Annotated in this window: 24 protein-coding genes and 1 pseudogene; 5 read left to right on the top strand and 20 right to left on the bottom strand. The window is 54.6% G+C overall.

The features are described from left to right. Positions 1-61: 61 nt before the first annotated feature. A complete protein-coding gene (gene fumA, locus DVA44_RS13125; RefSeq protein WP_103824540.1) occupies positions 62-1,708 on the bottom strand; it encodes a class I fumarate hydratase FumA in 1,647 nt (548 codons plus the stop codon). A gap of 199 nt (positions 1,709-1,907) precedes the next feature. On the opposite strand from fumA, the gene manA reads away from it, so the two are divergent. Further along, entirely contained in the window at positions 1,908-3,083 is a 1,176-nt protein-coding gene (gene manA / locus DVA44_RS13130) for a mannose-6-phosphate isomerase (RefSeq protein WP_114387190.1), read from the top strand. Between the two features lie 98 nt (positions 3,084-3,181). After that, positions 3,182-4,735 (top strand): YdgA family protein, encoded by a 1,554-nt coding sequence (locus tag DVA44_RS13135; RefSeq protein ID WP_114387191.1) that lies wholly within the window; start codon positions 3,182-3,184, stop codon positions 4,733-4,735. Positions 4,736-4,774: 39 nt separating this feature from the next. Here the strand turns inward: DVA44_RS13135 and DVA44_RS13140 are convergent, their stop codons facing one another. Further along, entirely contained in the window at positions 4,775-5,629 is an 855-nt protein-coding gene (locus tag DVA44_RS13140; RefSeq protein ID WP_114387192.1) for an alpha/beta fold hydrolase, read from the bottom strand. A 15-nt stretch (positions 5,630-5,644) separates the two neighbouring features. Then, positions 5,645-6,616 carry an MBL fold metallo-hydrolase gene (locus tag DVA44_RS13145; protein ID WP_246843571.1) on the bottom strand — a complete coding sequence of 324 codons (972 nt, stop codon included), beginning with the start codon at positions 6,614-6,616 and terminating at the stop codon, positions 5,645-5,647. A gap of 117 nt (positions 6,617-6,733) precedes the next feature. On the opposite strand from DVA44_RS13145, the gene DVA44_RS13150 reads away from it, so the two are divergent. Next, complete coding sequence (locus DVA44_RS13150; RefSeq protein ID WP_114387194.1) at positions 6,734-7,630, top strand: LysR family transcriptional regulator; 897 nt, start codon at positions 6,734-6,736, stop codon at positions 7,628-7,630. Between the two features lie 2 nt (positions 7,631-7,632). On the opposite strand, the gene DVA44_RS13155 is transcribed toward DVA44_RS13150, so the two are convergent. Beyond that, positions 7,633-8,661 carry a Mal regulon transcriptional regulator MalI gene (locus DVA44_RS13155; RefSeq protein ID WP_114387195.1) on the bottom strand — a complete coding sequence of 343 codons (1,029 nt, stop codon included), beginning with the start codon at positions 8,659-8,661 and terminating at the stop codon, positions 7,633-7,635. A gap of 177 nt (positions 8,662-8,838) precedes the next feature. On the opposite strand from DVA44_RS13155, the pseudogene DVA44_RS13160 reads away from it, so the two are divergent. Next, positions 8,839-9,033 (top strand): annotated as a pseudogene (locus DVA44_RS13160) (PTS sugar transporter subunit IIBC); the annotation flags it as partial. A gap of 139 nt (positions 9,034-9,172) precedes the next feature. Here DVA44_RS13160 and DVA44_RS13165 read toward each other — a convergent pair. The 14 genes from DVA44_RS13165 to DVA44_RS25695 all read right to left on the bottom strand — a co-directional run bounded on the left by DVA44_RS13165 (position 9,173) and on the right by DVA44_RS25695 (position 21,053). Continuing rightward, entirely contained in the window at positions 9,173-9,490 is a 318-nt protein-coding gene (locus tag DVA44_RS13165; RefSeq protein WP_114387196.1) for a hypothetical protein, read from the bottom strand. Continuing rightward, positions 9,490-9,729, bottom strand: a complete 240-nt coding sequence (locus DVA44_RS13170) for a hypothetical protein (protein WP_114387197.1) — start codon at positions 9,727-9,729, stop codon at positions 9,490-9,492. Before DVA44_RS13170 ends, DVA44_RS13165 begins: the two co-directional genes overlap by 1 nt. 89 nt (positions 9,730-9,818) lie before the next feature. Further along, positions 9,819-10,184 carry a hypothetical protein gene (locus tag DVA44_RS13175; RefSeq protein ID WP_114387198.1) on the bottom strand — a complete coding sequence of 122 codons (366 nt, stop codon included), beginning with the start codon at positions 10,182-10,184 and terminating at the stop codon, positions 9,819-9,821. 95 nt (positions 10,185-10,279) lie between these two features. Further along, positions 10,280-11,920: a hypothetical protein gene (locus tag DVA44_RS25690; protein WP_168194484.1), complete on the bottom strand. Its 1,641-nt coding sequence runs from the start codon at positions 11,918-11,920 to the stop codon at positions 10,280-10,282. Positions 11,921-11,975: 55 nt separating this feature from the next. Further along, positions 11,976-14,453, bottom strand: a complete 2,478-nt coding sequence (locus tag DVA44_RS13185; protein WP_114387199.1) for a host specificity factor TipJ family phage tail protein — start codon at positions 14,451-14,453, stop codon at positions 11,976-11,978. Continuing rightward, positions 14,440-14,805 (bottom strand): NlpC/P60 family protein, encoded by a 366-nt coding sequence (locus tag DVA44_RS13190; RefSeq protein ID WP_114387200.1) that lies wholly within the window; start codon positions 14,803-14,805, stop codon positions 14,440-14,442. Before DVA44_RS13190 ends, DVA44_RS13185 begins: the two co-directional genes overlap by 14 nt. A 13-nt stretch (positions 14,806-14,818) precedes the next feature. Continuing rightward, positions 14,819-15,289 carry a DUF1833 family protein gene (locus DVA44_RS13195; RefSeq protein ID WP_114387201.1) on the bottom strand — a complete coding sequence of 157 codons (471 nt, stop codon included), beginning with the start codon at positions 15,287-15,289 and terminating at the stop codon, positions 14,819-14,821. Continuing rightward, positions 15,289-15,786, bottom strand: coding sequence for a hypothetical protein (locus DVA44_RS13200; protein ID WP_114387202.1), 498 nt, complete (start codon positions 15,784-15,786; stop codon positions 15,289-15,291). Before DVA44_RS13200 ends, DVA44_RS13195 begins: the two co-directional genes overlap by 1 nt. A gap of 41 nt (positions 15,787-15,827) precedes the next feature. Next, positions 15,828-16,055 carry a hypothetical protein gene (locus DVA44_RS13205; RefSeq protein WP_114387203.1) on the bottom strand — a complete coding sequence of 76 codons (228 nt, stop codon included), beginning with the start codon at positions 16,053-16,055 and terminating at the stop codon, positions 15,828-15,830. Positions 16,056-16,063: 8 nt separating this feature from the next. Further along, entirely contained in the window at positions 16,064-18,688 is a 2,625-nt protein-coding gene (locus DVA44_RS13210; RefSeq protein WP_114387204.1) for a hypothetical protein, read from the bottom strand. Positions 18,689-18,745: 57 nt separating this feature from the next. Then, the gene (locus tag DVA44_RS13215) at positions 18,746-19,243 is read right to left on the bottom strand and encodes a type VI secretion system-associated protein TagO (RefSeq protein ID WP_047746640.1); all 498 of its coding nucleotides are present in this window, start codon (positions 19,241-19,243) and stop codon (positions 18,746-18,748) included. A gap of 149 nt (positions 19,244-19,392) precedes the next feature. Next, positions 19,393-20,136 carry a hypothetical protein gene (locus DVA44_RS13220; RefSeq protein ID WP_114387205.1) on the bottom strand — a complete coding sequence of 248 codons (744 nt, stop codon included), beginning with the start codon at positions 20,134-20,136 and terminating at the stop codon, positions 19,393-19,395. Positions 20,137-20,218: 82 nt separating this feature from the next. Further along, on the bottom strand, positions 20,219-20,896 hold the full coding sequence (locus DVA44_RS26050; RefSeq protein ID WP_246843572.1) for a BRO family protein: 678 nt from the start codon (positions 20,894-20,896) through the stop codon (positions 20,219-20,221). Continuing rightward, complete coding sequence (locus DVA44_RS25695) at positions 20,880-21,053, bottom strand: hypothetical protein (protein ID WP_168194485.1); 174 nt, start codon at positions 21,051-21,053, stop codon at positions 20,880-20,882. Before DVA44_RS25695 ends, DVA44_RS26050 begins: the two co-directional genes overlap by 17 nt. A gap of 100 nt (positions 21,054-21,153) precedes the next feature. Between DVA44_RS25695 and DVA44_RS13230 the strand changes: the two genes are divergently transcribed. Then, complete coding sequence (locus DVA44_RS13230) at positions 21,154-21,885, top strand: LexA family transcriptional regulator (protein WP_114387206.1); 732 nt, start codon at positions 21,154-21,156, stop codon at positions 21,883-21,885. Between the two features lie 45 nt (positions 21,886-21,930). Here DVA44_RS13230 and DVA44_RS13235 read toward each other — a convergent pair whose 3' ends face one another. Together DVA44_RS13235 and DVA44_RS13240 are read right to left on the bottom strand one after the other, a co-directional pair. After that, complete coding sequence (locus tag DVA44_RS13235) at positions 21,931-22,599, bottom strand: DUF6246 family protein (protein ID WP_114387207.1); 669 nt, start codon at positions 22,597-22,599, stop codon at positions 21,931-21,933. 60 nt (positions 22,600-22,659) lie between these two features. Further along, entirely contained in the window at positions 22,660-23,403 is a 744-nt protein-coding gene (locus DVA44_RS13240; RefSeq protein ID WP_114387208.1) for an Ig-like domain-containing protein, read from the bottom strand. Between the last annotated feature and the right edge of the window lie 21 nt (positions 23,404-23,424).

The following is a 23,424-nucleotide window of genomic DNA, read 5'->3' on the forward strand; positions in this document are numbered from 1 at the left end:
ACCCGGCCTACATGTTTGGTAGGCCGGGTAAGGCGTAGCCGCCACCCGGCAGGTTCACAAACTACTTCACACAGGCCGAACACTGGGAGGACTGGATCTGTTTGAAGAAGTCATTACCTTTGTCATCCACGAGGATAAACGCCGGGAAGTCTTCCACTTCGATTTTCCAGATCGCTTCCATCCCCAGCTCCGGATACTCCACGCACTCGAGGCTCTTAATGCTGCCCTGCGCCAGCACCGCGGCCGGGCCGCCGATGCTGCCGAGGTAGAAGCCGCCGTGCTTGTGGCAGGCGTCCGTCACCTGCTGGCTGCGGTTGCCCTTCGCCAGCATGATCATGCTGCCGCCGTTGGCCTGGAGCTGATCCACGTAGGAGTCCATACGCCCGGCGGTGGTTGGCCCTAAGGAGCCGGAGGCATAGCCGTTCGGGGTTTTTGCCGGGCCCGCGTAATAGATCGGGTGATCTTTAATGTACTGCGGCAGCCCTTCGCCATTATCCAGACGCTCTTTCAGCTTCGCGTGGGCGATATCGCGGCCCACGATAATGGTGCCGTTCAGGGACAGACGGGTCGAGACCGGGTATTGAGAAAGCTGGGCCAGGATCTCACTCATCGGACGGTTCAGGTCAACGCGTACCGCCTCGCCCTCGCCCGCTTTGCGCAGCGCTTCCGGAATGTACTTACCTGGGTTGTTCTCCAGTTTCTCGATCCAGATGCCGTCGCGGTTGATCTTCGCTTTAATGTTGCGGTCCGCCGAGCAGGAGACGCCCATCCCCACCGGGCAGGATGCGCCGTGGCGCGGCAGACGGATCACGCGGATATCGTGGGCAAAATATTTGCCGCCAAACTGGGCACCAAGGCCGAGGTTCTGGGCTTCCACCAGCAGTTCCTGTTCAAGCTGAACGTCGCGGAATGCCTGGCCGTGCTCGTTACCTTCGGTCGGCAGATTGTCGTAGTACTTGGTCGAGGCCAGCTTGACGGTTTTGAGGGTGCTTTCCGCCGAGGTGCCACCGATCACAAAGGCAATGTGGTACGGCGGACAGGCCGCGGTGCCGAGGGTGCGCATCTTCTCCACCAGGTAGTTTTTCAGCTTGCCCGGCGTGAGCAGCGCTTTGGTCTCCTGATAGAGATACGTTTTGTTCGCTGAACCGCCGCCTTTGGCGATGCAGAGGAATTTGTATTCGTCGCCATCCACGCTGTAGAGGTCAATCTGCGCCGGCAGGTTGGTGCCGGTATTAACCTCTTTGTACATATCTAGCGGGGCGTTTTGTGAATAGCGCAGGTTGTCTTCGATATAGGTGTTATACACGCCGTGCGCCAGGGCCGCTTCGTCGCCGCCACCGGTCCAGACGCGCTGGCCTTTTTTACCCATGATGATGGCGGTGCCGGTATCCTGGCAGGTCGGCAGAATGCCTTTCGCCGCGATATCGGAGTTACGCAGGAACTGCAGGGCGACGTACTTGTCGTTTTCGCTGGCCTGCGGGTCGCTGAGGATATCGGCCACCTGCTGCTGATGCGCCGGGCGAAGCATGAACGAGGCATCGTGGAACGCCTGTTGCGCCAGTAAGGTCAGGGCCTGCGGGTCAACTTTCAGGATCTCCTGTCCTTCAAACTCAGAGACAGAAACGTGGTCGCGGGTTAACAGGTAATATTCGGTCTGATCCTTGGCCAGCGGGAAAGGATCCTGGTAATGGAAGGGTTTATTCGACATTGATCTCTCACTTACTGCTTCGGTCTGTTTATTTAGAGCAGATGTTCCGCTGCCCTGCTTAAAAGCGAGTCAGCCTATCCTACACAATTTTTTAACAAAAACTGAGACTAGTACGACTTTTTCCGCGCGCAGGTTACTTCCGCACAGTTTATTGCTTTAATACGGGCAGATAATTCCACATATGAAACAGGGCTTGATAATGCAAAAACTCATCAACTCAGTGCAGAACTACGCCTGGGGAAGTAAAACTGCGTTAACGGATCTCTACGGTATCGCCAACCCGGACAACCTGCCGATGGCAGAGTTGTGGATGGGGGCACACCCGAAGAGCAGCTCAAAAATTACCGATGCCCAGGGCGAACGCTCCCTGCGTGACGTTATCGAGGGTGATAAAGCCACGCTGTTGGGCAGCGCCGTCGCCGAACGCTTTGGCGAACTCCCTTTCCTCTTCAAGGTACTTTGCGCCGATCAGCCGCTCTCCATTCAGGTTCACCCGAACAAGCAGGCCTCCGAAGCGGGTTTTGCGAAAGAGAACGCGGCAGGCATTCCGCTGGACGCCGCCGAGCGTAACTATAAAGATCCGAACCACAAACCGGAACTGGTCTTTGCCCTGACGCCGTTCCTGGCGATGAACGCCTTCCGCGAGTTCTCCGAGATCGTTTCGCTGCTGCAGCCGGTTGCCGGGGCGCACAGCGCCATTGCCCACTTCCTCGAACAACCGGATGCCGATCGCCTGAGCCACCTCTTCGCCAGCCTGCTTAATATGCAGGGGGACGAAAAATCCCGTGCGCTGGCGGTACTGAAAGCGGCCCTGAACAGCCAGAAAGGCGAACCCTGGCAGACCATCCGCGTGATTTCGGAATTTTACCCGGACGACAGCGGCCTCTTCTCCCCGCTGCTGCTGAACGTGGTGAAACTGGAGCCGGGCGAAGCGATGTTCCTGTTTGCCGAAACGCCGCATGCCTACCTGCAAGGGGTGGCGCTGGAGGTAATGGCTAACTCCGATAACGTACTTCGTGCGGGGCTGACGCCGAAATACATCGACATCCCTGAACTGGTGGCCAACGTCAAATTCGTCGCGAAACCGGCGGCTGAGCTGCTCACCCAGCCGGTGAAAAACGGCGCAGAGCTGGACTTCCCCATCCCGGTGGAGGATTTTGCGTTTTCCCTGCACGATCTCAGCAGCGAAGAGACCCGTATTGCCCAGCAGAGCGCGGCTATTCTCTTCTGCGTTGAGGGTGAAGCGGTGCTGAGCAAGGGCGAGGAGCGCCTGGTGCTGAAGCCTGGTGAGTCGGCCTTTATTGCCGCGAATGATTCCCCGGTTAGCGTCAGCGGCGTCGGGCGTCTGGCGCGGGTATTCAACAAGCTCCAGTGACCTGCTGAATTTTTTAACAATTTTTGCTAAGCTATTGCTAACCTTATGACCTCACCGGGCGGTTTTCACCGCTCGGTTTCATTTTATGGATAATCACGATGAAAAAATCGGTTATAGCTGCAGGCGTTATTGTTGCATTAGGGCTGGTCTGGACGGGCGCGGCCTGGTACACCGGGAAACAGCTGGAGAGCCGTCTGGGTGAGATGGTGGCCCAGGCGAACAGTGAACTTAAGCGTACCGCGCCGGAAGCCGGACTGGAGCTGAGCTATCAGGATTATCAGCGCGGCGTGTTCAGCAGCCATCTGCAGATGGTCGTTAAGCCGGTAGCAGGAATCACAAATCCGTGGCTGCAACCGGGACAGAGCCTCGTGCTGAACGAAGATGTCGACCACGGTCCGTTCCCGCTGGCCCAGCTGAAATCCTTCAACCTCATCCCCTCCATGGCCTCGGTCAAATCGACGCTGGTCAATAACGAAGCCTCAAAGCCGCTGTTCGATCTGGCGAAGAATGAGTCGCCTTTTGAGGTCAATACGCGCATCAGCTATGCCGGTGATACCCGTTCTGATATCGCCCTGAAAGCCCTGAATTACGAGAATGGGGACGAGCAGGTTGCGTTCAGCGGCGGTAACTTCCAGCTTGATGCCGATCGCGACGGCAAAAACGTCTCGCTGAAAGGTGAAGCGGCAAGCGGCCGGGTCAACGCGGTGAACGAGTACGATCAGAAAGTCCAGCTGACCTTCAATAACCTGAGCATTGATGGCAACAGCCGTCTGACCAGTTTTGACGAGCGCATCGGCGATCAGAAACTGACCCTCGATAAAATGGCTATCGCCATTGAAGGCAAAGAGATGGCGGTGCTGGAAGGCACAGATCTGAAAGCCACTGCGGATCTGTCTAAAGATGGCAAGAGCATCAACAGCCAGCTGGATTACAACCTGAAGAGCCTGAAAGTGCAGAATCAGGATCTGGGTACCGGCAAGCTGACCCTTAAGATCGGCAATATTGACGGTCAGGCATGGCACCAGTTCAGCCAGCAGTATCGCGCTCAAAGCCAGGCGCTGCTGGCGGATAAAGAGCTAATGACCAACAATCCGGCGCTCTATCAGCAGAAAGCGGCGGAAGCCTTCTTCGGTAATCTGCCGATCCTGCTTAAAGGCGAGCCGGTAGTGACTATCGCGCCGCTGAGCTGGAAAAACAGCAAAGGCGAAACCAACTTCAACCTGTCGTTGTTCATGAAGGATCCCGCCACCGCCACCGGTGAAGCGCAGACCCTGGCGCAGGAAGTGGATCGCAGCGTGAAATCGCTGGAGAGCAAGCTGACCATCCCGATGGACATGGCAACCGAATTCATGACCCAGATTGCGAAGCTGGAAGGCTATAACGAGGATGACGCCGGCAAGCTGGCCAGCCAGCAGGTGAAAGGCCTGGCGGCGATGGGACAGATGTTCCGCATCACCACCGTGGAAGATAACGTGATCGGCACCAGCCTGCAGTACAGCAATGGTCAGGTGACCCTGAATGGCCAGAAGATGCCGCTGGAGGAGTTTGTCGGCATGTTTGGCGTACCGGCCCTGAACCTGGCGGTACCGGATGAACCTGCGGCTCCGCCAGCACCGGCTGCTCCGCCAGCGCCTGCGGTTCCTCAGCAGTAAACAGCAAAACCCCTCTGCGGAGGGGTTTTTTACTGCCAGTCATCCTTTCCAGCCGGTCAGGAAGTCCATCAGCAGAGCGTTCACTTTCTCCGGTTGCTCTTCCTGCGGCAGATGTCCGCACTCTTCAATACCATACGCCCTCAGATCGTCCGCCATTTCCGCCCAGACGCTCTGCATATCGAACAGCTTGCCGACAGCGTGAAAATCATTGCCCCACAGCGACATCACCGGGCAGGCAATTTTAACCTCTGCGTCCGCCAGATCCTGTGCCACATCCTCTGCATTGGCGCGATAATCGGCCATCGCCCCCCGCACGGCACCGGGCGCCTGATAGGCCCGGACGTAGGTATCAAACGCCTCGCCGCTGATGGTGGAAGGATCGTAAGTCCAGTCCGAGAAGAAATGGCGTAGCCAGATATGCTCCCGACCGGCAATCAGGGCTTCCGGCAGGTCGGGCACTAGATGGAACAGGAAGAACCAGTAGGCGCGGGCGATGGAGGCATTCAGATCGCGCGCCACAATACGCGTGGGCACGTTATCCATCACCACCAGGCGATCCACCAGCTCAGGATAATCTTTCGAAAAGCGGGTGGCGACACGTGCGCCGCGGTCATGCCCTACCAGCACCACTTTCTTCAGGCCGAGGACGTGCATCAGCTCGCGGATATCGCGCGCCATAGTGCGTTTATCGTAGCCGGAGGCCGGTTTATCCGTTTCTCCGTACCCGCGCAAGTCCGGGGCTATTACCCGGTAATGCTTCGACAGAACCGGGATTTGATAGCGCCAGGCGTAGTTCGTTTCCGGGAAGCCGTGGAGCAGGATCACCGGTGCGCCTTGCCCCTCTTCAACCACGAACTGACGGATGCCATTCGCTGTTACGGTGTAACTTTTCATTCTGCTCTCCTCGTCTTATTTCAGCAGTGGCACGTCGGTCGCACGTTGATACGGGCCGTAAATCGCCGGGTTCCAGTTGTAACCCTGAGCGTCGGCGGTAATGTGCCCGATGCCCGGGAACGCCAGATGCGCTGCCGCCAGCCATTCGCCCTCTTTCGCCAGGACGTTGAACTCCTGCCCGCGTGATGAGGTGGCTTTTTGCGCATCCACGTCAAAGCGAATCGACACTTCCGGGTGCGGGAACTGCACCGCAGGGGCGTGAATCAGGTCGCCGATAAAGTTGATGCCCTTCCCTTGAGAGGCAAAACGATACACCGTGCTGCCGGGTGTATGGCCGGGTGCGTAGGCCGTCTGGACTTCAGGGATCGGCGAGGCGGGCGGCACAAAGGTTTTCAGGCGTCCCGCCGCTTTATAGGAGGCCAGGGCGTGTTGGGCGATAGCGAAATACTCTTTTGCATTGGCGGGGGCGCTGGCCTCTTTCGCCGGATCCAGCCAGTAGTCAGCTTCCGCCTGCGGCACGTAAACCGTGGCATTAGGGAATAGCGCCTTACCCGCGGCATCGCTCAGGCCGCAGACGTGGTCCAGGTGGAGGTGGGTCAGGAAGATGGTGTCCACCTGCTCAGGGCGATACCCGGAGGCTTCCATGTTGGGAATCAATTGCCCTGCGGTTTGCGGCACGCAGTGGCCCGCCCCGCTGTCGATCATCACCAAATGCTTACCGGTGTTGACTAAAAAGGCGTTAAAGGAGGTGGGCATGCGCTCGGCATCAATCTTATGCTGCGCCAGCAGGACGCGAATTTTGTCGGCTGAGAGCCCTTTTAACAGCGACGGCGAGAGATCGTTGTAGCCATCGAAAAGCGCCGTCACCTCATATTGCCCCACCGCCAGGCGATAGTAACCCGGCACCTGCTGTTTAATCTGCGCGGGTGCGTCTGCCCACACAGAGCCCGCCAAAAACAGGCTGCTGAGCGCTAAAACCGTTGTCATCTTTTTCATCTTCACTCCGAACTCACTGTTTATCAGGATGTGGAGTGACTATGGCGCTATAACGACAATTAGTGTAGATGTGTAATTTGATACGCCAGTATAACGGGATGCGAGATAATGAGACTGGACGATGTGGAAGTGTTCGTTGAAGCGATAAAAGCGGGAAGCCTGGCGGGTGCCGCACGTCGGCTCTCAATGAGCGCCATGGCGGCCTCGCGATGCCTGAATAATCTGGAAGCAGAGCTGGGCGTGCGGCTGGTGCATCGCACCACACGCTCCCTTTCACCCACCAGCGACGGCGAGGTCTTTTTACCCCATGCCCAGGCGCTGCTGGAAGATAAAACCAATGCCCTGGCCGACCTCTTTCCTGATGGCGCCTCCCTTTCCGGGCGGCTTCGCATTACCGCCTCGGCTGCGTTTGGCCGTAAAATCATCGCCCCGATGCTGCCCGATTTTATGCGCCAGCATCCCGCCCTGCAGGTCGATCTGCTCGCCACCGATGAACAGGTTGATATTGTCGGGAAAGGTATCGACGTGGCGTTACGTATCGCCCCGCTGCGGGACAACCGGCTGGTGGCCCATCGCCTCTGTGATAACCCCCGTGACCTCTGCGCCAGCACAGCGTATCTGGCGGAGCATGGCTATCCGAAAACGCTCAGCGATCTTGCGGCGCACAGCTGTTTAACCACCTCTGATACCACCCACTGGGCGTTCGACCAGGGGGGACAGCGAAGCAAACAGAGAGTATCGGGGCGGTTTTCGGCGAATTCTATCGAGGCGATCTTTGAGGCGTGCCTGGGCGGCATGGGCATTGCCAACCTGTCCCGCTGGTACCTTGAACCCGCCTTTACGCAAGGCCTGGTGAAGCGGATCGCGCTGGAGGATGCCAGGCCGGAAGCGCTGGCCGTCTGGGCCGTCTACCCGACGTCGCGGTTGATTCCAGTTAAGGTGCGCAAGTTTGTCGAGGCACTGGAGGCGCGGCTGGCGCTGAACCCGCTCACGCCACACGCCTGACGCTACTTCACCGGTACCAGCCGGGCCGACACAATCTGGTGCCCGGCCTGCACGTCGGCTTTATCGATCCGCTGCATAATACGGTCGGCCAGCGTGTAGCCCATTTCCCGCGCCGGGGTGGTGGCCCAGACAATCGGCAGATCGTCCAGTGCGTTCTCTGACACATCCGCAAAGGCGCCCAGCGCCACCTGATGACCAAAGAAGGTTTCAACCCCACCTTCCCCGCTCTGGCGCCCGGCACGGATCAGGCCAAACCAGGCCCCCATGGCGATAACATCGTTATAGCAAATCACGGCGCTGATGGTGGGGCTGGCGCGCAGCAAGTTGCCGATCGCCTCTGCCGCCTGCCTGTGGCGGGATTCACACTCCACCACCCACTCGCTGTGGAACGGCAGGCCGTATTTGATCAGCGTCGCACAGTAGCCGCCCACCCGTTCGGCGCGCGTCAGCGACGAGCTTTTACCGCCCAGCCAGGCAATTCGCTGATGGCCGCGGCGAATAAGATGTTCGGTCAGCATTTGTGCCGCCTGCATGTTATCCGGGCGCAGGGTATCCGCTTCGTCGAGATAGCTGGCGCGGGAGGCAAACACCAGCGGAACCCCTTTGGCTGCCGCGCGCTCGCACAGTTCATTGCTTACCCCGGAGGCCCCGGCAACGATCACCCCATCCACCCCCTGCGTCAGCAGCATATCGAGGCGCTGGAGCAGCTGATCCGCCTCCCGGCCGCCATGCAGTAAAAAGACCATCCGCCCCTGGGCTTCCAGCGCCTCCGTCAGACCCGCCGTCACTTCGGCATAGAACGGCGAGGTCAGGTCGCGGACAATCAGGCCAATCACCCCGCTTTGCCCACCGCGCAGCGCCGAGGCCTGGCGGTTGCGAACGAACCCCAGTTGCTCAACCGCCTCGTTGACGCGCTGCCCCGTCGCAGGGGAGATGCGCCCTTTCCCGCTCAGAACCAGTGAAACCGTGCTCACGGAGACACCCGCCGCCAGCGCGACGTCGTTAATGGTAATTTTTTTCGCTACAGCCATGTGTGGGGTGTCTCCCTGATAATGAGATCGGTAAAACGTTTTATCACTACGTTATCTTTATACCCTCTACCAAAGCCTGAGAATGTGATTTAGCGCGCACTAAACTTTGATAAAACGTTTTATCTTCTCGCAGCACTGAGGCAGGTAAATCTATTTTAACAATAAAGGAGTCGTTTTATGACGGCGAAAGCAGCACAAAAAATCTCGCTGTGGGAGTTCTTCCAGCAACTGGGTAAAACCTTTATGCTGCCCGTGGCTCTGCTCTCCTTCTGCGGGATCATGCTGGGTATCGGCAGTTCGCTCAGCAGCCACGATGTTATTACCCTGATCCCGTTCCTCGGCAACCCGGTGCTGCAGGCGATCTTTATCTGGAGACTATTAAGCCTTTTAACGAAGTGGATTGATGCTGGATTGAAGTGCGGTAACTTCTGCTATGTTGCCGCGATACGATTTGTCATGTGTAATGAACTAACGTCGTTTCGCGGTAACTTTATGCCCCACCCATGCCCCATCACACTACCCTGTCATCCTGCAGCGCACTGTTGATGAAGAACGTCACGCGCCCCATCACCTCAACTTCCTCCGCAGCCTCCCCCTCGATCGCTTCACCATCATCCGTGATTAATGCCCTACCCATCACTCTGGCAAACTGCGTTCTGCCGCCGGACAAAATCAGCAGAACCTGATTCTGTACCAGCCTGGTGCACGGCTCGATGACCGCAAACCCACTCGACGTTTCCAGGATGCGGCTGTCCATGCCAATCCCGCAGATACGTTCAGGCGTTAACCGCTGCTCTACATAGTCGCCAGCTGGAGAAGGGAATCCCATTACAGAACCCTCCCCATGTTGCGGAGCATCCACAGCCGGTTCTGGCTGTCGTCCGGCGTCTTATCAACGAAGAATGTCTGGTAATACTCCATCCACTCGTTGGCGTCGGCCAGGGTGAAATGATGGTGAACTTTTGCCAACTCGCGGATAAAGTCTTCAGTCCTCAGGCACCGGTATCCCTTGGGGTTTAGCTGTATTGCGGCCACAAATGCGGCGTGAATGTCGGAACGGCGGGGCATGATCTGCACTCCTTGTTACTGTTTTTATATACAGTAGTTTTAAAGATAGTGCAGATCAAGAGTAAGCGAGCAGTTCTATGTCTTAAAGATCACTTAGCACCATACATCAGCGTAACGCTGATGCGCTGCGAAGTTCCGGATCTGTTCTCAACATAGATAGCCCCGGCAGTTGAGCTGACGGTAATCTTGCCGTCCGTGCCGGTTGTTCCTGTCAGAACGAGCGTGTTCACATCAACACCAGAGGATTTGCTGACTGAGGTGATTTGCGCCACCGAGACAGCCCGGGCAACGGCAATGAGATATTCCGCCGGGCCTATGCTTACCATCAAAAATCCGGTAAACGCTGAAGCCTGCATGGGCACAGAAAATACCGAATCATCGGCAACGGTTGCATCGTAACTGATAGGGAAATTGGTATCTTTAATTGCGCCAGGAGACAAGGATACGTTGTTCATGGTGCCAATCCGCTGGAATGGTGTGGCAACACCCAGCACATCGACGGTCTGATCGACTATGATGCCATCAAGTGTTCCAGCGACACGCTCGAGCCTTACGCCGACACCGGCGCCCCGAGAACCTTTGTATTGCAGACTGATATCCTCCTGGTAGCCCCCGTACCACCCTGCTTGATGCTGATCCCGTTGATGACCTTGTCATTAGCCATTACCCCGTCGACCGATACGCCATCTACAGAACCTGTCCCTGTCGTTTCAATGTTCACGACGGCAGGCGCCTCAAAACCAGTTAACCCCCTGCAGTTAATATCATTGACCTTCACGCCGCTGATCTTCTTTGATTTAGCCGTAATGCTGACGGGAATGGACTTGCAGTTGCTGCGAACACCGGTCACGGTTGCTGAAGTAATATTGTTAACCCCCTGACCGCCGACGCTGACAATCGCCGCTGGCCCGAGGCCGTCACCAACCACCATTACATCTTCAACGAGGGCATCTGAGCCTTCAACGCAGATAACGCATGAGTTCGCACCAACATCAACACCTTCATCAAATGTGGCCCTGATCTGTTTGGCAGTGGATTTCCCTCCGGAAAGAAGGATGCTGTTTGAGGCCTTACCCACCCATACGTCATCCAGCTCAACCAGTTGCTGGTTAGAGTTGATAAACCATCCTGAACTGCGAAAGGTTGTAGGGAAATTATCGGAAAGCTCAAATTGCATGCCAGAGAAGCGCACACCATTAGCCTGGGCGGTAAATAAATCGTAACCGTTACCCAGCGCCTCAAAAATAGTACGACGCGAGCCCAGACAGCGGATCCATGTTGCCCGCGGCACTATCAGTCCGAAACCTATCGGATAACGACCGCTATCGAAATCGACAGAGCCTTCACGGGTATTGTCCAGCGATGCAAACAGTTTTGCGAGTGCCGGGGCCTGATCAATGGCTGCGTCATTAACAGGCACAACCCCAAACCAGGAGGCGTGGACATCATGCGAATCCTCACCGCTGTCCTCATCATTTCTCAATAAAACAGAGCCATCCCCACGGAATATGTATTGCTTGGGTGACTCAATATTTCCCGTGATTGTCAGCGTATTGCCAGCAGGTATAGTGATATAGGCACCATAATCGAAATACAGAGGCGCATCCAGCGTGCCAGTGGTAAAGACGTGCTCACCGTTTGCCAGTCGTACATACCCTACCCCCGCAATCATCGCGGTAGCACGCTCAAGAGATGATGCCCCTGGGTAGTCCAGTATCGTTCTGAATTCCTGGTTTTTATCCTGTTGAGTACGCCCGTTGCCAATGCCACTCAGTGATGCGCCAGTTGGCTTTGCGAGATCTGCTCTTAATGATGCATCTCCTACGCCCACCCATTTACCCGGCCCGACACCACCTGCGCTTTCCGGAGTGGAGCCAGGCGGAACGACTTTGGGCTGTGACCAGTCTCCATCCCAGCGGTAGTACTCGCCATTGCTTTCGAGCTGCAGAACAGTGTTAGGAGTGTCGAGGGTAGCACCCTGTTCAAAAGACTTCTTCGTGATATAGCCATACTTCAGCATCGCCTGGTAAGCGTCGTAATTCAGGCCGGCGATTGTACGATGTTTTTGACCAAAACGATCGGTATAAGTGTGGCTGTCACTGGTAACGAATTCGTCTATTTTCCCGGCGTTGAATTTCAGGTCGCGCGGCGTTTCACTCGGCACAGGCAAATTTGTAGGTTGAGTGGCCATAATTTTTCCATAAAAAAACCCGGCGCAGTGGCCGGGTTGAGATGGTTATTCGGAATTACTGGTAGACGCTGTCGCTGTACTCAGAGACGGTCAGGGATACGGTGTTATCGCTGTTGGGTTTAATGCTGTTTACGGTCCACAGCTGGCTGTCCAGTTCTTCAACGGTGGCGATCAGGTAGCGCGATGGAAGCTGCACCGTGTCGCCGTTCCAGATATTGAGTTGGATCGCCGGTACTGCTGCGTTGAAACCATAAGGCGTGTCGCTACGCGGAGTTGCCGGATAACGCAATGTAGGATTACCCAGGCTGTCGGTGACCAGCACATACATCGTGCCGGAAAAGCTGATCGGCTCGCTGGTATCGAAATTGTTACCGGTGCGCCCAGTGATGTATCCCTGCTGCTGGTTGCTGTCGTAGATGTCTGGCATCTGGATAACGCTTCCGACCTGGATGATCCCATCTTCAAACACCCTGGCATTCATCCTGACACGGGAATACATCAGGCGCCTTGTTTCCCTCAGCGCACGCTCACGCGCCTGGTACTCGTTGCGGAAGCCGACGATCTCCAGTTTGTTGGGGTTCTCCGCCTCCTGCTCAACAATCACCCCGTTCAGCACCCGGTAGTTGATGTAGGTCTTGTTGTTCGTGGTCGGATGAACATACGACACCTGCACGCCGTCATATCCTCCGGGCAGCGTAGCCTCGTAGGTGATTTTGTACTCGTCCGTTTTCATGTTGGCCCGGTTGAATACCGCCGCCGGGTAGTCCACCTTCTGATCGCGGGTAAACGTCAGCACGCCGTCATCCCAGTACGCCATGACAGAGGCGGCATTGCATATCGCACGCACCCGATCACCCAGGGAGTCGTTCTCGTCATCAAACGTGTAATCGAACTGACCGAGGCGGTCATCCGGCAGGTTTTCGGCGATCGCATAGAGGCCGTAAAGGTCAATGCTGCTTTCCGGCTGAGCGCCCATAACGAGCCAGGTATGCGCCACCGCATCGGCGAAGGAGCGCGACGGCCGCAGCGTGTAATCCACCGCCTGCGTCGCCAGGTCGTAGGTGATTGTGTGGCGGGTTACCAGCGCGTTGTATTTGCGCTCCCGGCTGCCCAGGGCATTCTCGGTCGCCCTCACCTTCACGCGCACCAGTGTGTCGGTCGGGTGAACCACGTTCGTGCGGATGTTGATGGCATGAATCTCTTCGACCTTCAATACCGATGCGTCACTGGCATTGTCGGTACGCTGGAAGCTGATCGCATATCTGCCGAAACCAGCGGCGGGCGTCAGTTTGTCCGTGCGGTAGAACACCTCGCTGGTATGGTCGTGTGGAGTGCCCTGGTAATAGGTGAACGTCTCCGTGGTGCCCGGGATCTGGTTGTAATCGTCGTCGATTTTCCAGATAACCACCTTCCAGTTGGTTTGTTTATTCCCGCCCAGGCTGGACTGGGTATGCAGCCACAGCTCGGTGGATTCCACCGGCGAGAAGAACGGGCCCACTATCAGCGCTTCATTGTCATTGAGGATGAAAGTGGTGGTGTTGATGGTGGCCATCGCCGGAACGTCAGAAGGCCCCTGCAAATCACCCATGGTGAACGTGTACCAGGTGACCGGGTCAACTGGTGCGCCGTCATTGGTCTCCACCGCCGATATCAGCGTGCCGGAGAATAGAACATCCTTCGTGACGCTGCCGGATGCCGTGGTATAGGTGACGTTGATGGTGAACGTCACCGCGTGAGGCAGCACCAGCCCCATGAAGTAGTCGAACTCGGCCTGTTTGACGATCTGCATGGCTATCTGACCGCCGGAATACGTTCCGCTCACGACAGTATTGGCCGTCGCCGTTTCGACAGGGAAATCGTCAGCATCGTTCTGGCCCGGTACCTCTTGCCCATCCACATCGTCAAAGCCGTAGCCCTCGACAATTTGTGGTATGACTTCGCCAGGCTGATAGAACTGATATTCCGCACCTGCCAGCGAACCCAGACTTGATTCCGAATAGCGCACCGACTCGTAGCTGTAATGCCCGATGCCAATGCACATCCACTCGGTGACGTATTTCAGGCCGCCGTCTTTATCGTTCTGGCGCACGTACTCGAATACCGATTCCTGAATCAGGTCCGGGAACGAACGCACCTGGCCGTAGATGTCCGGCTTCGCCTTATACACGCGGGCGGTATTGGTCTGCCCGGTCAGGCTGTTGTTGGGTGAATCGACGGTATTGCCGCCGGTGTTCGCGATAGCGGGCTTAGGCGCGAGGAACGAGAACACCTGACCAACGACTTTGAAGATCGGACTCAGGATGTCGCCGATAATGCCCTTTGGCTGGTCGAACAACTGGATAACGTCCAGTTCGGTCAACTCAAAATCAAGCTCGTCGTCATCACCCAGCGTAACGCCGTTGCGTACGATGAGCAGATCCCGGTGCAGGTTGCTGTCGTTCTCCGTCAGCCAGGCATAAAAAAAGGTGCCGTTTGGCACCCTGTATCGTTCTTTTGGCGTTCCGGGGAAACGCTGCAGCTCAATCAGAGCCATATTCGAAATACTCCACTCTGGTGAATGCCCGCTGGATAACCAGCAACGAGTCCATACGCACGCTGCCGCCCTCGCCCCGCGCGTGCAGCGCCTGACGGTTCAGTACCAGTCCGACATGCGCAGGCTGAGAACCCTGATAGCCGACGAAAATACCGCCTTCTACCGGTTTATCGACCGGGCGCCAGAACGTCACATCACCCTGGTAGCAGGTGAAGAAGTCAGCCCCGGCTTCGTAGTCCGGTGTCTGGTGCAGTTCGGTACCCAGGACGTGGCGGTAATACAGCACCACCAGGCCCCAGCAATCGACCTTGTCAAAAGTGCAGGCCCGGTTCGACCACGGTACGCCGATCATCCTCCGGATAAACTCAGAGGTACTGCAGGCCAGTGTATTCGACAGGGTCATAAAGCCTTCCGATATTGTTGTTCAGCGGATTCGTCATGGATAACGTGACCGAGACGCTGTCCGTGTCGATATCGACGGTTTTCACGTACAGCTGCCACGATTTAGTCGGGGCCGATACGTCAACGCTGTCGAATATCTGCCGTGTGGCGGTTATGGCAGTCAGTCGGGCGGCGCCCTTCCATTTCTTCATCAACTCTTTCACATCCGCCGATAACCGGCCCAGCTTCACTGTTGCGTCGATCACTGGCGTACCGCTCTGCTGGCTCTCTTCGATTTCGAACCGGGCTGGCGTGTACGCCTGTCCGCCAAGCACCTTTGCGAAGAACTGCTTGTCGACCAGGCGCACATAGCCAAACGAGGGGTGGTAGAACGTAATGGTGTCGTACAGGCCGCGCGTCGGGCGCTGCTGCCGGTATTCGCGATAGCTTGGCATCAGGGTACCCTCGGCAGACTCTCCGGATCGCGTCCGTCCGGGTAACCGGTAACGACGATATCCAGCCAGGTATTCCACGGCGGCGGCAGCTCAACAATGATGTCGTCGAATTCATCGTCGGCGTTATACAGGCGATTCGCAATGACAGTGCCCGTCCAGGTCACCACTCCGCCGTCTATGCTGGTCTGCACCGGCATCTGCGTGAAGTGCAGTTCCTGCATCTGGAGGCCGCTGCCTCCGATATTAACCGGCATGCGAAACCAGTTCAGACCACGATTGAGGTAGTTCGGGCTACGCAGCCACTGCTGAAAGGCCTTCTCCTGGTCCAGGGTGAAAATCCACGTCAGTGACCAGGTTACTTTTAAGTCGTCGGTCTGGTTCTGGAAGATGGCCGGGCCGACCGCTGGCTGGTCAGTCAGGAACCCGGTATCCAGCGTCATGTTCTTGCTGGCCTTCTGAGCCAGCGGCAGCCAGCCGGGGTAGTCAATGATCGGCATCTGAGCTCCAGGCAATAAAAAACCCGCCGAAGCGGGTTGGCTTATTCAACTAATCTCGGTCCGCCAGGGACTTCGTATATATTGATGTTCACATCGGAAATGTCACCGTGATTGACAAACTCGAGTGTTTCTCCGGCGGGAATGATGCCTTTAATGGTTGACCCGTTAACGAAGAAAAACTCAAACTCCACAGCACGATTAGCGGTATATTTTACTGGCTGCCCCAATTTGATTGGGAATTTTCCTTTCTCGCCTGGCTTAATTTCCATGATGCTCCTTAACGTTGCCCACGCGGGGTTCGTTTGGCAGTTGTGTTGCTGGTAATGGAGTCTGATATTGGCCCGCCATTGTTTAAGTCCGCAATAATAGCGTCGATAGTCACAGAGTTATTTCCATTATTCGTGACCTGGGCATCAAAAGTGGCAGGGGTGGTGTTCTGAACGTTAAATATTACCTGAATACCGCCACCGCCCTGCATGTCCTTGTTGCTGATCACCCTTCCGTTATCGCCGGGGATCATGTACTGCTTCCCGGTGCTGGCCCGGTAAATCTCCGGCATTCCGCCTTCACCAACTTGGTACATTGAGCCAGCAGACACAGGCCCACCGTTTTTGCGCATTCCTGCAACAGCAAGGCCAGACGCAAGACCAACTGTAGAAGTAATCCCTGCAGATGCCGGAGCGGCGTTAGCACCAAGCGTTGCTAGTGATGCCATTGCGGCAGCAGGAGCCCACGCTGACCCGACAGCCGCGGCCTGCCCTATCGAGGCCGCTGATGCTGCGGTACCCATTGTCTGCCCAATGATGAAGTTTTTCAGCGCCTCAACACCCACCTGGACAAGCGAGTTAACAACACTATTAAGCACGGTTGACCCAAGCGACCGCATGGCCTCTTGCGCTGACATCGAGCCGGTGATTAACCCGGTAAGCGCATTTGAGGCATTTCCAGCAAAGGCATCAACGGCGCTTGTAAGCATTTCATAGCCTAGACTTTGCTGACTCAGTAGCTCCCACTGCGCAGCTGTTCTTTGCTGCTCATATTGAGTATCTGCTGCCGTTTTTAAGGCCAGAGCATTCTGGTGGGTTAACACCCCCTGCTGCTCATACTGCTGAATGAGAGCCAGCTGCTGAGCGTGCTGGTTAGCCAATTGCTGCACAGGGTCGACGCCGCCTGCCGCTTCCTGCTGCGGCGTTACCGCCTGCTGGGCGCGGATTTTGGCGAGGTTGGTTTGATGATCCTGCTCCAGTTTTTCTGATGCTTGGTTATATTGCTCCTGCGACAAGATAAGCTGCCCATTAGCATCTTTCTGCCCTTTAAGATTTTCAAGAGCTTTACGCTGAGCGGTGTAATCAGCATTCTCTTTCAGAATAGGTACTGCATTCTGAGCCTTAAGTGCAGCAGCTTTATCCCATGCAGCCGCAGCATCTCGTTCAATCTGTGCAATTTGCTGCGGCGTGGGATTAGTTAACTTCTGACGAGCGGCGAGAATTGCTTGCTCTCGCGATAGATCAGCAGTTGAATCAGCAGAGAGGGAGGCCTTTTGGCGATATTCTTCTAGGATATTGGCGTTTCTATCAGCTTGTGATTCTAATTTTTTGGCTTGCGTTGCAGCTGTTGTTGCCGATTTGCGGGCCTCCTTAGCTGATTCCTTTTGTGCTATTTGCTCGGCCTTAAACGCCTCAATTTTGTCAAATGAAGTATTTATTGCTCTCTTATCTTCATCGCTTGCACCTAACTGCTCAGCCCTGTAAAGAGCCTTCTGGCGGGCAGTCATCGCGATAGTTGCCCCTTCATCCTTTATCATCTGGATATAGGTTTGGAGCCTTTGGGTGTTTTGCGCTATAGCTTCCGCGTCAGCTTCGGAAGCGACCTTGTGCCCCTGCAGCATTTCAGTTGCTAACCTAGTTGATTCTTTAGCCTGATCTGACTTCAACGAATATTCGCCAACTTTCCCTGTGAATTCAGACAAGGATTTATTTGCATACCCATATTTTTGGCTGAGTTCAACTGTAACATCACGCAATGCCGCAATGGTTTCTGGGCTTGCATTCTGACGAACAGCACCAAGCGCCTGTACTAGCTTAATTGCGTCATCAGTGCTTATTCCGAATGACTCCGAAATATTATTTACGGCCTGATTAAGTTGGTTAAGACCAATTATATTTCCTTCATAGGTCCCACCAAGTTCCTTTAATGCCTGGTTGACATCCATCCCCCGGGCTTTCAAAGCATCCATTTGGCTAATCGCCGCTGATAACGGGGCTTTCCACGTACCAAGTGCATCACCAAGTTGATTCACACTTTGCACGGAGGCTTTAATAATGTTATTCGCATCAATAAGAGCCATGGTTAATTGCGCGCGGGCTGCGTTTTCGCTTGTCTCAGCTAATTTAGCAAACTTATCAGACAGTACGACGACACCATTCGAGGAGATCTGGAAAATGTCCGAAAGCCTCTTTTGTGCTTCCGTGAGTGCCTTGGTCGAAATGGTTGCGTTATCCATCCCAGCGATTAGGGACCCTACGATAACGGTGCCAAGCGTTAACAATGCCCCAGCAACTGCGCCGCCAGTGCCGAACACCCCCAATAATTGTGATCCTTGCTGACTCAGGGCCACAAGGGCTGATTGCCCCCCCTGAACCTGCACTATAAAGTCTTGAACCTGATAACCACCCTGGCGAAGTGCGTTCTGGAAGCCACTGAAGCTGCGGACTGACTGGTTAACCGCCTGTGCTGTCGCAGATACTTGCGTGTCCATTTTTTTGAACTGAGCGATATTGTCATCGAGAGCATTCTCAATTTCAGTGAGGACCTTATTTACTTGCCTTCCGCCCTGAAGTAATGGCTCAACTTCCGCGCCTACCTCGTAGACTATGCTGCCTGCTATTTCCTCTCCTGCCATTTGACTATTCTCCGGACATAAAAAAACCCTCCGAGGAGGGTTGTTCTCAACGAATGATTATTTCCACTTGCACGCTTTGGAAAGGCTCTCGGCAACCTTATCTATACCGGTCAAATCGAATTCAACAATCTGCATTGTCGATCCGTAAGGCTCAAATCCAAATATTGCTTTCTTATGCTTGGAAAGCTCTTTGATAAATGACACAGCCTGAGGTGCAAATGCTGCATCACCACCTTCACCGCCACCCCATGATTTTTTGGTTGGCTTCCCGCCGTCGAGCCTCATTGTAATGGTTGGAGCATCTGATCCCATAAAGTCACGGAAAGACAGGTACGCATCTGTTTTATTGCTGCTGCATCTCAGAACCAGCGTTGTTTCACGTGTCAGGCCGTCTTTGTTGTATGTATCGGAAGACGTGTTTAAGGCAACAAAGTCTGTTTCGTCGGTCATTTTATTAGTGTCAGATTTCGTTACCCAAGCACCAGAGCTTTCCATTTCTGCATTTGCTACGGTGCTGAATAACCCCAAAAAGGCGATCGCCAAAATCTTCTTCATATCCCTATTCCCCATTGGTAAAAATGAACATCCTACCCAGGAATAGCACAGGCGCAACGGCAAACGCTGATTTATTGATCTCAATCGACCGGGAACGGAAAAACCCGCAGTTAAGCGGGTTGGAATTACTCTCGGTTTAAACGGGGTTGTTAGGCCACGTCAGCACCATGGATCAGGTGGCGCAGCGCCTTCACGCCCTCAGCGTTGTAGCGGAACGCCTCAACCTGCTTGCTGGAATGTGCCGACTTATCCAAGAAAAACTTACCATGCTGCTCAGTCTTGAGGTTATTGGCATTGGCAGTGCGTCCGATCTTTTGGGCAGACACCCCAAGCATCTCGCCAACCTCGCCAGCCGTATGGTAATGCTCCTCAATGACCGGAAGCGGAATGGCGTCATAACCGATCAGCGGATTAATCAGCGAGGCCGCCAGCGTCTGATGCGCCATTGGGTCAAGGCGCGGCAGCAGAGACATAATCTCACGGGCGTTGGCGATGTTCTTTTCCAGGGCCTGCGCTTTCAGCTGATCAGCTTTTGCCAGGCGGTACTCGGTGATGCCCGATTGGCTTTTCGGCATTGCCGGGATCGCCTGCATATCTTCCAGCTTATCGACCAGAGAGCGGCGAACAGCTTTAGATTCGCGCGCGGCCACGCGAAGAGCCTGCTTAATGGACATCGTAATGACTTCAATATCCTGACCATTCTTACGACCTACACTTTTTGTGTAGGTCTCGCCCTCAAGTTCATCAATCACCTTTTCAATGAACTTGTTATTACGGACAGCTGGTTCCCCACACTGCTTACGAGCGGCATTGACCATCTCCAGAAGATACTGGCTGTCAATAGTTTTTTCGGTGACAACAGAACCGTTAACTGCTAAATTCATCTTAGTCATAGACGTTCCTACACGTTGTTAGACCTCAGTGAACCGCCAGTCCTACCTGGCGGTTTTTCTTTTGCGCCATCCCATGCGCCCATCAGTGGATCATCCCCTTTTTATTCCCGGCTGCACGTAACAGGCCACCGCGAATACTGTATGAAATCGACTTTGCTTCTATGATTCGGCCAACAAGTTTGGTCGCAACAGGTGATGCCAGACTGCGAAGAGCTGGCTCAAGCTCGTCATGAAATATGTCCCAGACCTGATCAAGCATGGCGCAGGCTGCATTTGCATTCTGAGCATACATTTCAAAGTCAAATTTCACCGGCACCGTTCCTTTTGCAACCTCTCTGTCCAAAATGTCCAAGACCCAGCGGCGGAACTCTTTGGCCTTATCAGTGGTTGCGAACATTGCAATCAGGTGGCAGCCTCGCAATGAGAACACACGCACTGATTTTTCACGTAAGTTATTGTTTATTCCAATGGTCTTCATTTTGATGACCATTGACATGCTGCTTGTGAACTCGTCTGAGTTGCGCGAATAAATGGTAGAAACGCTCTTGCTCGAAGCGTAACCGAGTGCCTTAGCAATATAGGATGAGGTTAGCCATACGCCAGAGACGCTATCTACTGGGGTGAGTGACACACCGTGGAAGTTCAGATCTGATTTTGCTACAATATTCATGTCGATATTTCCTAGTCGGTTATTTTCGATAGATGCCCGGTTCGTGTTAGCGCACTTCCGGGCCTCGCTGTTTTTACTGGATGACAACATCGCCCTTCTCCTCGAGCTTGATCAGCAACTCCATGCGATATGCAATCTCTGCCTGAATAGAGCGGTGGCAGCGTTTAGCTGACTCACGAATATGAGAGTCTACCTTCTCAACAAAACGAACCTGACGCGGCTTGATAGTGGAAATGTTTTCAGACATTATGAACTCCTCTTGTTTTCTCTACATAAAAACTCATATGAACTTGTAGAGATATTAATATGAATTATTCATATGTCAACATCTCTTTAATGGTGAAATTGTGAACTTTGACGCCCAGTTTAATGAGAGGGTCTCTACCCTAAGGAAATCTCTAGGCCTCACTCAAACGGAACTTGCCAAGCAAGTTGGCATCGTTCAGCGCCAAATTGCTGCTTATGAAGGCGGAGAGTCAAAGCCACGGGACCCTGTTTTGCTGAGGCTTGCATCAGCATTAGGAACAACTCCGGGGTGGCTTGCTTCCGGGGATGGACAGGAGCCCAATCTTAGAAATTTCATCCCGTACACTTCAGTTCGACAGATTCCACTCGTAACAATGGGCCCGTTCGCTGATAGGCTTGATGAGGTTTTAAAATCTACCACCGCATTTCACCCCTGCGGTGTAGCGGTTAGCGATAGTGCTTTCGCCCTTAAAATTGTTGGTGAGTCAATGAGGGGTTCTGGAGGATTCAGTTTCCCTCCTGGGTGTATTGTTACTTTCGACCCTGATGTTGAACCGCAACAAGGCAGCTTTGTTTTATATGGTTATGAAGATGAAATGACCTTTAAGCAGTACTTCACAGATCTATTCCAGATCACGCTTAAGGCTTTGAATAATAACTTTGGCGACCTTGTAATTAACAAAGGCGAAGGCTCTGTTTTAGCTACTGCGGTTTACGCTGAGGTGGATCTCATTCAAAGCCAGACGATACTACATGGCGTTTATCAACAAGTGCTGCAGAAAGCTGATTACCCAAGCCCAAGCAAGATGTCAGAGAACAATAAAAAAAAATAATCTCATGATACAAATTTGTATCACCAGTTAGCCCACCTGAGTGGGCTACTTCTGCTTAGCCCTTCTCGCCGCCTGCTTCGCCAGGAAGTCATCCGCAACCGCGTCGTACTCTTCCCGCGTGAAGCCCTTCTGATCAGGGTATTTCTGCGCCAGCATCAGCTGAAACTCGGTCATGGTCAGCGCCGCTGCTTCATCCCGGTTCATGCCGAAGTGGCTCCGCGCCGCGCTGATGTAGTCGAAGGCCTTAAACTCGTTCGTCGTTTCGCCTGACTCATGCCGCTGCAGGCGTCGCACACTTGCTTTACCTACGATGCCGTGCTGCATAAGGTGCTGAGCCAGCACAATGATGTCGTTCCTCGGCATCTGCCCTGGCCGGAAAACAACATACCGGCTCCACCCTTTCCACTCACCTATCATCGGCGTGAGATCGTCATCACAGCAGGCCTGCATGATATGCATGCTCAGTGATAGCAGCCGTTCTGCAATGCGATTCATCGAGGGCGATAGCCAGTCCGGAAAGCGGCCAAGCGTGTCAGTATAGAGCTGGATGACGGCAGCAACATCACTTCCGTGCACCGTGGCATACGCCTGAACAATCTCCGCTGGAGTGCCGATCCGCGTCATAGCCATCAGAGAGGGTCTTAGCAGGTAGTCCTTTCCGCCTTCACGGCCATCACTGACAGAAAACTCGCCAATGTCGATTAGTGCTGTCATGGTCCTTCCCAGGTAACGAACATTATCAAGGGCAGCCGAGGCCACCCTTTGGAATGGCCGTTAGCTGACAGTAACGGTATGGGTTGCGACAAAGTTTCCGTCTTCGGTGTTGATGACGATCTGCGCGCTGCCAGCGGCGACGCGGTTCACCGTGACGGTGGTACCGGAGGCTGTAGCAGTGGCTTTGGTTGGATCGGTTGATGCTACGGTGAAGTCTTTGTTGGTTGCGCCGGTCGGGGCGATATTCACCGTAAAGGTGCTGGTACCGCCTGCCGCGCCGGTGCTAGTAGCTGGAGTCACCGTTACGCCGGTCACCGCCACCGCTGTCACTTCGTTAACCTCGATGGTGCTGGCATCGCCCACTTTGAACTCGGTAGAGAACGTGACGATATCGTTGGTACCTCCGTCAGAACTCAGCGCGTTGATGTTCATGTAGCCGATGAATTCAATAGGGCCGTAGTCCATGCGCACCCAGATTCCAGGCTGGCGCTTGGCCTTCAGCTCACCAGCGAAATACTTGATGAACTTGCCGACGCCGTACTGATCCAGTTTGTCCTTTTTGCGGACCTCACCTTCGAAGCTCAGGGTGAAATCGCTGTTGGTGATGATGGTTTCGACATAGCCGCCGCCGTCATCCGCATCTGAGGTTACCGAGTTCGGGTTGAAGTCGAAGCCTTTTGACGTACCGGCCGCCAGCGCCTTCCACTCATCCTCCAGTGGTTTGACGTCCGGGCAACCATCGGCGACTTCCAGCACGACTGCGCCACCGAACAGGCGTTCGTTCGAGTTCTGGCAATTAGCCATAGAAACTTCCTCTTTGACGTA

The organism is Leclercia sp. W17 (assembly GCF_003336325.1).
Lineage (GTDB): Bacteria > Pseudomonadota > Gammaproteobacteria > Enterobacterales > Enterobacteriaceae > Enterobacter.